This is a genomic window from Variovorax sp. MHTC-1, from assembly GCF_003984645.1.
GTDB lineage: Bacteria > Pseudomonadota > Gammaproteobacteria > Burkholderiales > Burkholderiaceae_C > Variovorax.
This window is the reverse complement of the sequence record NZ_RWKI01000113.1, coordinates 1-379: the sequence shown is the minus strand read 5'-3', so window position 1 is coordinate 379 and position 379 is coordinate 1. Positions and strand designations below refer to the sequence as shown.

Genomic DNA, 379 nt, shown 5'->3' with positions numbered 1-379 from the left:
GAGAGCTCGAATGACGTACTTCACCGGAATCGATGTGTCGCTGCGCTCCGTCTCGATCTGCATCGTCGATGAGCATGGCGAGGTGTGCCATGAAGCCAAGACGGCAGCGCAGCCCGCTGCGATTGCCCAGTGCTTGAGCAGCTTCAGCGCCGATGTGAAGTCCGTCGGCCTGGAAGCCGGCACGCTGACCCAGTTCCTCGCCTATGGCTTGCAGGCCGCCGGCTTCGAGGTGATCTGCATGGAAGCCAGGCAGGTCAAGAACACCCTGGCCGCCATGCGCAACAAGACCGACCGCAACGACGCGCGCGGAATCGCGCAGATCCTGCGCACCGGCTGGTACAGCCGTGTGCACGTCAAGAGCATGCACAGCCACCGCGTA

The 379-nt window shown here is 63.3% G+C and carries 1 protein-coding gene; it reads left to right on the top strand.

From position 1 onward, the window contains the following. A partial coding sequence (locus tag EJI01_RS28500) for a transposase (RefSeq protein WP_185879118.1) occupies positions 1–379 on the top strand: 379 nt, incomplete at both ends.